General features: G+C 71.7%; 10 protein-coding genes and 1 pseudogene. 5 read left to right on the forward strand and 6 right to left on the reverse strand.

Features of this window, described 5'->3' with window-relative positions; genetic code table 11:
• Nucleotides 1-34 precede the first annotated feature (34 nt).
• Nucleotides 35-511: a pyridoxamine 5'-phosphate oxidase family protein gene (locus ABZY11_RS17940; protein WP_356480030.1), complete on the reverse strand. Its 477-nt coding sequence runs from the start codon at nucleotides 509-511 to the stop codon at nucleotides 35-37.
• A gap of 109 nt (nucleotides 512-620) precedes the next feature.
• On the opposite strand from ABZY11_RS17940, the gene ABZY11_RS17945 reads away from it, so the two are divergent.
• Nucleotides 621-1,274, forward strand: coding sequence for a cysteine hydrolase (locus tag ABZY11_RS17945; protein ID WP_356480031.1), 654 nt, complete (start codon nucleotides 621-623; stop codon nucleotides 1,272-1,274).
• 118 nt (nucleotides 1,275-1,392) lie between these two features.
• Here ABZY11_RS17945 and ABZY11_RS17950 read toward each other — a convergent pair whose 3' ends face one another.
• Nucleotides 1,393-1,845 (reverse strand): Rieske (2Fe-2S) protein, encoded by a 453-nt coding sequence (locus ABZY11_RS17950; RefSeq protein WP_356480032.1) that lies wholly within the window; start codon nucleotides 1,843-1,845, stop codon nucleotides 1,393-1,395.
• The gene (locus tag ABZY11_RS17955) at nucleotides 1,842-4,076 is read right to left on the reverse strand and encodes a prolyl oligopeptidase family serine peptidase (RefSeq protein WP_356480033.1); all 2,235 of its coding nucleotides are present in this window, start codon (nucleotides 4,074-4,076) and stop codon (nucleotides 1,842-1,844) included. The genes ABZY11_RS17950 and ABZY11_RS17955 overlap by 4 nt, the downstream gene beginning before the upstream one ends.
• A 100-nt stretch (nucleotides 4,077-4,176) precedes the next feature.
• Here ABZY11_RS17955 and ABZY11_RS17960 point away from each other — a divergent pair, with 100 nt between their 5' ends.
• A complete protein-coding gene (locus ABZY11_RS17960) occupies nucleotides 4,177-4,557 on the forward strand; it encodes a hypothetical protein (RefSeq protein WP_356480034.1) in 381 nt (126 codons plus the stop codon).
• A 56-nt stretch (nucleotides 4,558-4,613) separates the two neighbouring features.
• On the opposite strand, the gene ABZY11_RS17965 is transcribed toward ABZY11_RS17960, so the two are convergent.
• The 3 genes and pseudogenes from ABZY11_RS17965 to ABZY11_RS17975 form a co-directional block, all read right to left on the reverse strand.
• Nucleotides 4,614-5,333 (reverse strand): hypothetical protein, encoded by a 720-nt coding sequence (locus ABZY11_RS17965; RefSeq protein WP_356480041.1) that lies wholly within the window; start codon nucleotides 5,331-5,333, stop codon nucleotides 4,614-4,616.
• Nucleotides 5,334-5,458: 125 nt separating this feature from the next.
• Complete coding sequence (locus ABZY11_RS17970) at nucleotides 5,459-5,590, reverse strand: hypothetical protein (protein ID WP_356480042.1); 132 nt, start codon at nucleotides 5,588-5,590, stop codon at nucleotides 5,459-5,461.
• Nucleotides 5,591-5,621: 31 nt separating this feature from the next.
• A pseudogene (locus ABZY11_RS17975) lies at nucleotides 5,622-5,756 on the reverse strand (TetR family transcriptional regulator); the annotation flags it as partial.
• Nucleotides 5,757-5,911: 155 nt separating this feature from the next.
• Here ABZY11_RS17975 and ABZY11_RS17980 point away from each other — a divergent pair.
• The 3 genes from ABZY11_RS17980 (at nucleotide 5,912) to ABZY11_RS17990 (ending at nucleotide 7,466) form a co-directional block, all read left to right on the forward strand.
• Nucleotides 5,912-6,145, forward strand: coding sequence for a hypothetical protein (locus tag ABZY11_RS17980; RefSeq protein ID WP_356480035.1), 234 nt, complete (start codon nucleotides 5,912-5,914; stop codon nucleotides 6,143-6,145).
• A 118-nt stretch (nucleotides 6,146-6,263) separates the two neighbouring features.
• Nucleotides 6,264-6,653, forward strand: a complete 390-nt coding sequence (locus ABZY11_RS17985) for a hypothetical protein (protein WP_356480036.1) — start codon at nucleotides 6,264-6,266, stop codon at nucleotides 6,651-6,653.
• 60 nt (nucleotides 6,654-6,713) lie between these two features.
• A complete protein-coding gene (locus ABZY11_RS17990) occupies nucleotides 6,714-7,466 on the forward strand; it encodes an alpha/beta fold hydrolase (RefSeq protein ID WP_356480037.1) in 753 nt (250 codons plus the stop codon).
• Nucleotides 7,467-7,571: the final 105 nt, after the last annotated feature.

Below are 7,571 nucleotides of genomic sequence, written 5' to 3' on the forward strand. Positions count from 1 at the left end.
GCGGACCGCCGGGACGGGTGCGGGAAAGCGGCCCTCAGGCCGCGGGCGGGACGGCGAGCTTCCGGAAGTCCCAGGAGGTGACGGTCTGCGGCGTCAGCCGCAGCCAGGCATGGCGGCCGTCGTGCGGCATGGTGTCCATCGCGAAGTACTTCGCGGCGAACAGCCTTTCCGGTACGGCGAGTTCGGGGCACGGTTCGCCGGTGCGGGGGGTCTCGCCCACGGCGACGGCCTCGCCGCGGAGTTCGACGCCGCGCAGCTCCGCGTACTCCACCCCGTCGTCCACGACCACCGCGACCCTCGGGTCCTCGCGCAGCTGGGACCAGCGCAGGCTCCGGGTGATCGAGTACAGCCAGAGGGAGGTTCCGTCCCAGGTGAACCAGAGAGCACCGACGTGCGGGCGGCCGTCCGCGGACACGGTGGCGACCCGGCAGGTGCGCTGTTCGGCGAGATAGGCGTCGCGTTCGGCGTCCGTCATCATGATCCGACGACCGCGTCGTTGACCGGCAACCATGGGTGCCCCTCTCATTGCTGACTGAGTGTCAGAAATCATGGGGCCTCTTCCCCCGTGACGCAATGGCGGATAGCCTCGCGCGCCCGATCCGCCGCCGAAAGGGGCAGCCGTGCCGTCGACGGAACAACTCGCCGCGCAGCTCGATCCGGCCATCACCGCGCTCATGACGGTCGAATGCCAGCAGGGGGTCGTGGGCCCCGGCAGCGCACTGCCCGAACTGGCCGACGAGGCCCGGTCCTCCGGAGCCCTGCACCGGGTCGCCCGGCTGGTCGCGGCCGCGCACGAGGCCGGGGTCCAGGTGGTGCACGCGGTGGCCGAACGCCGCCCGGACGGTCGGGGCGCCAACAGCAACGCCCGGCTCTTCCGGGCCGCCGGCCGGCTCCCCGTGCAACAGCACTGCGGCACCACGGCGGTACGGATCGCCGCGCCGATCGAAGTGGCCGACGAGGACCTCGTCGTACGCCGGCTGCACGGCCTGTCGCCCATCGCCGGTACCGATGTGGACGCGCTGCTGCGCAACCTCGGCTGCCGCACACTCGTCGTCACCGGGGTCTCGGCCAATGTCGCCATCCCCAACGCCGTGTTCGACGCGGTGAATCTCGGCTACACGGCCGTGGTGCCCGCCGACGCCATCGCGGGGGTGCCGGCCGACTACACGCCCGCGATGATCCGTAACACACTCGCCCTCGTCGCCACCATCACGAGCACGGACGACGTACTGGGCTGCTGGCTGAGCCGGACATCCCGCGGGGGCCGATCCTGACGCAGAGAGCCCCCTTCTGAAGGCCGTGGAAGCCTGACACCACCGGGGCAGGGGCTGGAACACTCCCGACGGCCGCTTCACAGGAGGCGGCGGTCCGTCCCTGCCCGGTGGCGTGCGGTCAGGGCGTGAGCGTGATCGAGTCGCCCGAGACCGTGATCTTCCGAGCGGGCAGCGGCCGGGTGGCGGGGCCGTGCGTCACCGCGCCCGTCGATGCGTCGAACCTGCTGCCGTGGCAGGGGCAGTCGATGGTGCCGGCCGAGACCTTCGACACCGTGCATCCCTGATGGGTGCACTTCGACGAGAACGCCTTGAACTCGCCGGCCTTCGGCTGTGTCACCACGACGCCCCGGTCGGCGAAGACCTTTCCGCCGCCCTCGGGGATGTCGGCCGTCCTCGTCAGTGCGGTGCCGCTGCCGCCGGTTCCGTCGTCGGCCGGCTTGACCACCTCCGAACCGCCCGATTCCTTCTTGTTGCCGCACGCGGTGAGTACGACAGCCACCGAGGCGGCCCCGGCCGCGGCGACGACGGCCCGCCGCCCGGGACGGCCCTCGTGGTTCTGCGATGTGGTCATACCGGCTTTCCCTTCAGCGGTGTTCGGGTCTTCGGTGTCCGACCAGGGGTACGCGCGGCGGGACCCCCGTGTTCAGCACCCAGGGACTTCCTGAGGAAGTCCCGCTCCAGCAGCAACAGATTGCCCGCCGCCTCCTGGGTGACCAGATGACCGGCCCCGGACAACGGCAGCACCGTGTGCGACCGGCCCGCGGCCAGCAGCGCCGCGGAGAACCGCAGCATGTGGGCGACGGACACATTGTCATCGGCAAGTCCGTGCACCAGCATGAGCGGGCGGGTCAGCCCGGCTGCCTCCGGGAGCAGTGAATTGCGCTCGTAGTTCTCCGGAAGTACGTCCGGGTGGCCCAGGAACCGCTCCTCCCAATGGGTGTCGTAGAGCCGCCGGTCGGCAGTTGCGGCACCGGCGACCGCTGCGTGGAAGATCTCCGGGTGCCGCAGCACAGCGGCAGCGGCGAGATACCCGCTGAACGACCAGCCGCGCACGGCGACCCGGGACGGGTCCAGCGCGGGACACCGCGCGACGGCCGCGTGCAGCGCGTCGATCTGGTCGTCGAGGACAGCCGTCAGCCGGTCTCCGTGCACCGATTTCTCCCAGGCCTCCCCGCGCCCCGGAGTGCCCCGGCCGTCCGTGACCAGCACCGCGAAACCCTGCTCGGCGAACCACTGGGCGACCGCGACCCACCAGGCGCGGACCTTGAGGACGACCTGCATGCCGTGGCCCGCGTACGGGCTGAGCAGCACGGGCAGCGGACCGTCGCCCGGCCGGTGCCACGACGGCAGATACAGCCGGCTGCGCAGCTCCCGCTTCCCGAGGCTCAGCTCCGCGGGCCGCGGGACGACCAGCGGAGTCTCGGCGAGGACCGCGATCCGCCCCACCGGCGTTCCGTCGCGCAGCACGGTCACCGTCTGACCGTCCGGGGTCCTGCTGTCCAGCACCACGGTGGGACCGCCGACCGCGGCCGTGTGCACGCCGGGTGCCTCACTGACGCGCACCGGGCCGCCACCGGGGGCCGCCCCGTACGACCAGACATGGACCTCGGTCGGTTCCTCGCTCGCGGTGAAGAACACCCGGTCGCCGACGGCTCCGACCACCTCGCGGACCTGGAGCCCCGGGGGCGTCGTCAGTCCGCCGAACTCCAGCCCCTGGGTGTCGCCGCCCGGCCGCGCGGGCACGACGAGCGCACCGGAGGGGAGCCGCAACGGTGTCCCGGGCCGCAGCGCGACCCACGCGCGGTCTTGGGCACGGCTCAGGACGCGGGTCCCTCCCGTGCCGGGATCCACCGCGAGCACGTACACCGAACGCTGGTCACGCGTCTGTACGGAGACCAGCGGCCCGTGACCGTCCCACGCCGCCGACACCACGTACTCGAACGACCGGTCCGTCCACACCGCTTCGGGATGGTCCGCGTCCGCGACGCGCGGCAACCGGACCGCGAGCCGCTCCCCGGACACCCGCACGAGGTGGAGCGACACGTCCGCGTTCGCCGTGCCCGCCGCCGGGTACGCCATCTCGCGCGCGGGCCGCTCCGGATGGGCCGGATCGCTGATGTACCGGCGCCGCACCATCGAGGTGTCCACCCGCGCCACCAGCAGCGCATCGCTCCGCGGCGACCACCAGTGACCGCGCGAGCGGCCGATCGACTCGGCCGATACGTGGTCGGACAGCCCGTACGTCACCCGGTCGCCGTCCGGGGCGGCGAGCACCCGGTCGTGCGTCCCCTCCGTCGTGACGATCCGCAGCGCACCACCGGAGACGTACGCGATCAGCGTGCCGTCCGGCGAGGGCCGAGGATCGACCACCGGACCGGCGGTCCCGATCCGGCGCGGAGCGCTTCCGTCCGTCCGCACCACCCAGAGTTCGCCGTCGAGCGCGAAGGCGGCCAGCCGCACTTGTGCGTCGGTCGCGTAGGACACCAGACCCGACGACGTCTCTCTCGCCCGTTCGCGGCGGGCCAGCTCCTCCGGCGGCACCGCGGCGCCCGTCCCGTCGTCGTGGCCGCACCCGAGCGGATCGGCGAGCAGCCGCTCCTGCCCCTCCTCGTACAGCCAGAGCCGGCTGATCCGATCCGTACCGGACGTGGACCGTACGAAGAGCACCCGTGTGCCGTCGGGTGAGACGGTGAAGCCGCGGGGCACCCCGAGCGAGAACCGGTGGGTCCGCCCGAACTGTCGCGGAAACCGGCTGGTGTCGTCCGTCGTGTCATCGGCCGTGGCATCGCTGGTCGGAGTCATGGCGACACCATGACAGGCGGCCTTCCCGGCGACGGAGCCAGGGCCGGACGAAAGACGCGAGGCGCGTGGACTGTCAGAGGCGTCTGCCACACTGAGCGGTATGACACTGAGCAGTTTCAGCGACCTTGAGCAGGCCGTTCGCAGGAGTTGGGGCGCGGACACCACGACGCCGGAACACCGGGCGGACTGGACCCCGGACAATCCGGCGCGCGATCAGTGCGGAGTGACGGCGCTCGTGCTCCACGACCTCCTGGGCGGCGATCTGATCCGCGGCGAGGTCCATGTGGACGGCGAGCGAGTGGACTACCACTGGTGGAACCGGCTGGGCATGGGCATCGAAGTCGATCTCACCCGCGAGCAGTTCCGCCCGGAGGAGATCGTCGTCGGCGGCGATGTGATCGCACGGCCGGCGGAGATCGTGCGGCTGCGCGAGGAGTACGAGCTGCTGCGCGGCAGAGTGCTGGCGGAGCTGAGCCGGTAGCACCCAACGCCTGGGCTGTCCGGCGCCCGTGGCGGTCCACGGGCGCCGGGACGGGATCAGTGCGCCGCCGCACCCTCGTCCGTGCGGAAGACCGGCTGCCCCTCGCGCAGGCGGGCGAAGAGGAGCGTTCGGTCCAGCTGCTCCTCCTCTTCCTCGTCCTCCTCGTTGGAGAACACCTCGTCCACCAGCACTTCGCGCAGTCGCTCCTGCACGCCCTCGCCGTATCCCTGCTGGAAGTCGTCCAGATCGAAGTGGGTGTCCGCCTCCACCCCGGCGATCGTGCTGTGCTCGTCCTCGATGACCGGACGGGCGCGGATGGTGCGCGCCTGGAGTGTCTGATCGTTGTAGTAGCCGTAGACGGCCTCGGCCCCGAGGTCACCGCCGACGGACATCTCCCCGTCGGTGTGCACCGCGTGGAAGAACGGCTCGCGGATCTCCTGGTCGCCCAGCAACGCGCGGTCCGTACGGGCGTCGTCGCCGAGCAGCCGCGCGCACAACTCCGGTATCAGCGGCACGTGGTCGGGATCGGCGTCATCGCGCAGTCCGGTCACGAAGTCCTGGAAGCCGTCGAAGTCCGGCCGGGTGAACTCCGTCAGCCAGCCGCTGTCGTCCGGTACCCCGGCGGCCCGGCAGGCTTCGGACAGCGTGACGCGCATCGCCTCGGCGACCCGGCGGGCGGCCGCCATGTCGATGGGCGGCGGCCCCCGCCGCGCGGGATCGGTGTCGGGGATGGGGGTGACGGCTACAAAGAGTGCTCTGTTGACCAAGTCGCTCATGGCAGGACTCTCCGAGCCGCCTCTGACACCGACGACGTATTCCCGAGCCCGGACAGGCACGGCCGGGGCGACGATGGCGGGCACCGGCGATGACGGCCGGCGGGGGAGGGGCCGGGCCGTGGCGCTCAGATCCCGGAACCGGCGGGGGTGCCGGATGCCGCGGGTGCGTCGGTGCGGCTGACGTCGAGCGCGGCGCTGCGCCCGGTGAGCGTGCCGCTCTCCAGGCCGAGTTCGCGTTCGGCCGTGCTGACGGCCATACGCGTGACAGCCTCGGGGCGGCCCGCGGTTTTGTTCGCCGATCCTGCGCAGGGTGATGCACTCCAGCCCTTCGGTGAGGGCGATGGCCGCCGCCGCGTCGACGATTTCCGCACGTCGGTCCGACGGGGACTTCCGGATCCGCTTCCGCTGAGTGCTTGACGACATACCGGCGATGCTATTGACGGTGCGACCAATGAGTAACCGGTGGCATGACCGGCGGAACAAGCCCCCGAAGCCGCCGCCGTAACTGCCGATCGCGGCGGGACGCGGACCCTACCGTCGATTTCTGCAAGCCGTAACCGACGTCATGGAGGACAGGGATGAACAACAGCATGCGTACGGCGGCCGCTGCCGCAGCCCTCGTTGCCGGTCTCGTCACGGTGGGCGGTACCACCAACGCCGCTGCCGCCGAGCGTCCGCAGCGGATCACCACCCAGGAGCAGCTCGTCAGGAGCATCGCGCAGGCGGTCGCTGCCGAGCAGCAGCAGGGTGCCGTCACCGACGGAGTCATCGGCGGCATGGTGCTCAATTCGACAACCCCGCGTTCCTGCTGACGAATCGGAGGTGAGCACCGTGGACAGCACTGCGGACCCTGCCCGGGACGGGCAGGAAAGCCCCCTCAGATGGTGTCCGAGCGGTGATGCGAGCCGCCCGGAGTCCGTTGTCCTCGGCGTGCGGTCCGGGGAGCGTGATCAGGTCGCCTACCTGGCCGAGCCCGTACCCGCCGCCGACGTTCTCGGCAGCATCCCGGAGGGGATCGCCCCCAATCGGGTGCTCCGGTTCGCCTCGCACTGCGTGTCGGACTGCGCGAACCGGGTCGGCGAGGCCTGCGGACTGATCGAACGGATCACGACCGTGCCGGCCGAGCCCGGCCCGGCCGCCGTCCCACGGTGCCACCTCCGCCCGCACTGCAAGTGGTGGAACCAGGTCGGTGTCGAGGCCTGCCACCGCTGCCCCGCCCTGACGACACTGGAACCCCGCGACGACGAACTCGCCGTTCTCGTCGCGGACCCGGCGACCACCCGTGAACAGCTGGAGAACTGGATCGCCGCCGCACAGTGAGCGGATAACGTTCACGGAGTCGGTCACGGACCGGACCGAGAACACGAGAGAAGGGATGTCGTGGACAACTGGATACGGTGCTTCCGCCCGGCCCCCGACGCCGGAGCGCAGTTGCTGTGCTTCCCGCACGCAGGTGGTTCGGCCAGTGGCTACCTCCCGCTGTCGACCGCGGTCGCGGGCGCGGCGGAAGCACTGGTCGTGCAGTACCCGGGGCGGCACGACCGCATCGCCGAGCCGTTCGCCGAACGGCTCGGCGATGTCGTGCGCGCGGTACTGCCCTCGCTCCCCGCGAGCGGGGGCCGGCCGCTGATTCTGTTCGGCCACAGCATGGGCGCGCTCCTGGCGTTCGAGACGGCACGGCGGCTCGCGGCCGAAGGCAGGGAGCCCGCGGCGCTGTTCGTCTCGGGCAGCGAGGGCCCGTCGCTGCCGCGCAGCGCGCGGCTGCCCGACCCGCCCAGCGACGACGACCTGATCGGGGAGATGCGGCTGCTGTCCGGCACGGACGAGGAGCTGCTGACCCATCCCGAGATCCTCGGGCTCGCCCTGCCCCCGCTGCGCGCCGACTACGCCATGCTGTCCGCCCGCATCCACGTTCCCGGGCCGCCGCTCCACTGCCCGGTCGTCGCGCTGACCGGTGACAGTGACCCCCGGGTCTCCGTCGAGCGCGTACAGGCGTGGGAGCGGGAGACCGAGGGGTCCTTCGAGCGGCATGTACTGCCCGGTGGTCACTTCTTCCTGGGTGACCACCTGCCCTATGTCGCGGAGCTCATCGCCGCGCACGTGCCCGGCCGAGCGGCCCGTACGGGCGCCTGACACCGCACGGCGCACAGGGCTTGGGCCCCGACCCCCCAACCGGGGGGGGGGCCCGCCCGCAGGGGCCGTCAACCACACCAACCCCCCCAAAACCAAAGACAGACG

It is taken from the genome of Streptomyces sp. NPDC006510 (assembly GCF_040611955.1).
In the GTDB taxonomy this organism is placed as follows: domain Bacteria; phylum Actinomycetota; class Actinomycetes; order Streptomycetales; family Streptomycetaceae; genus Streptomyces.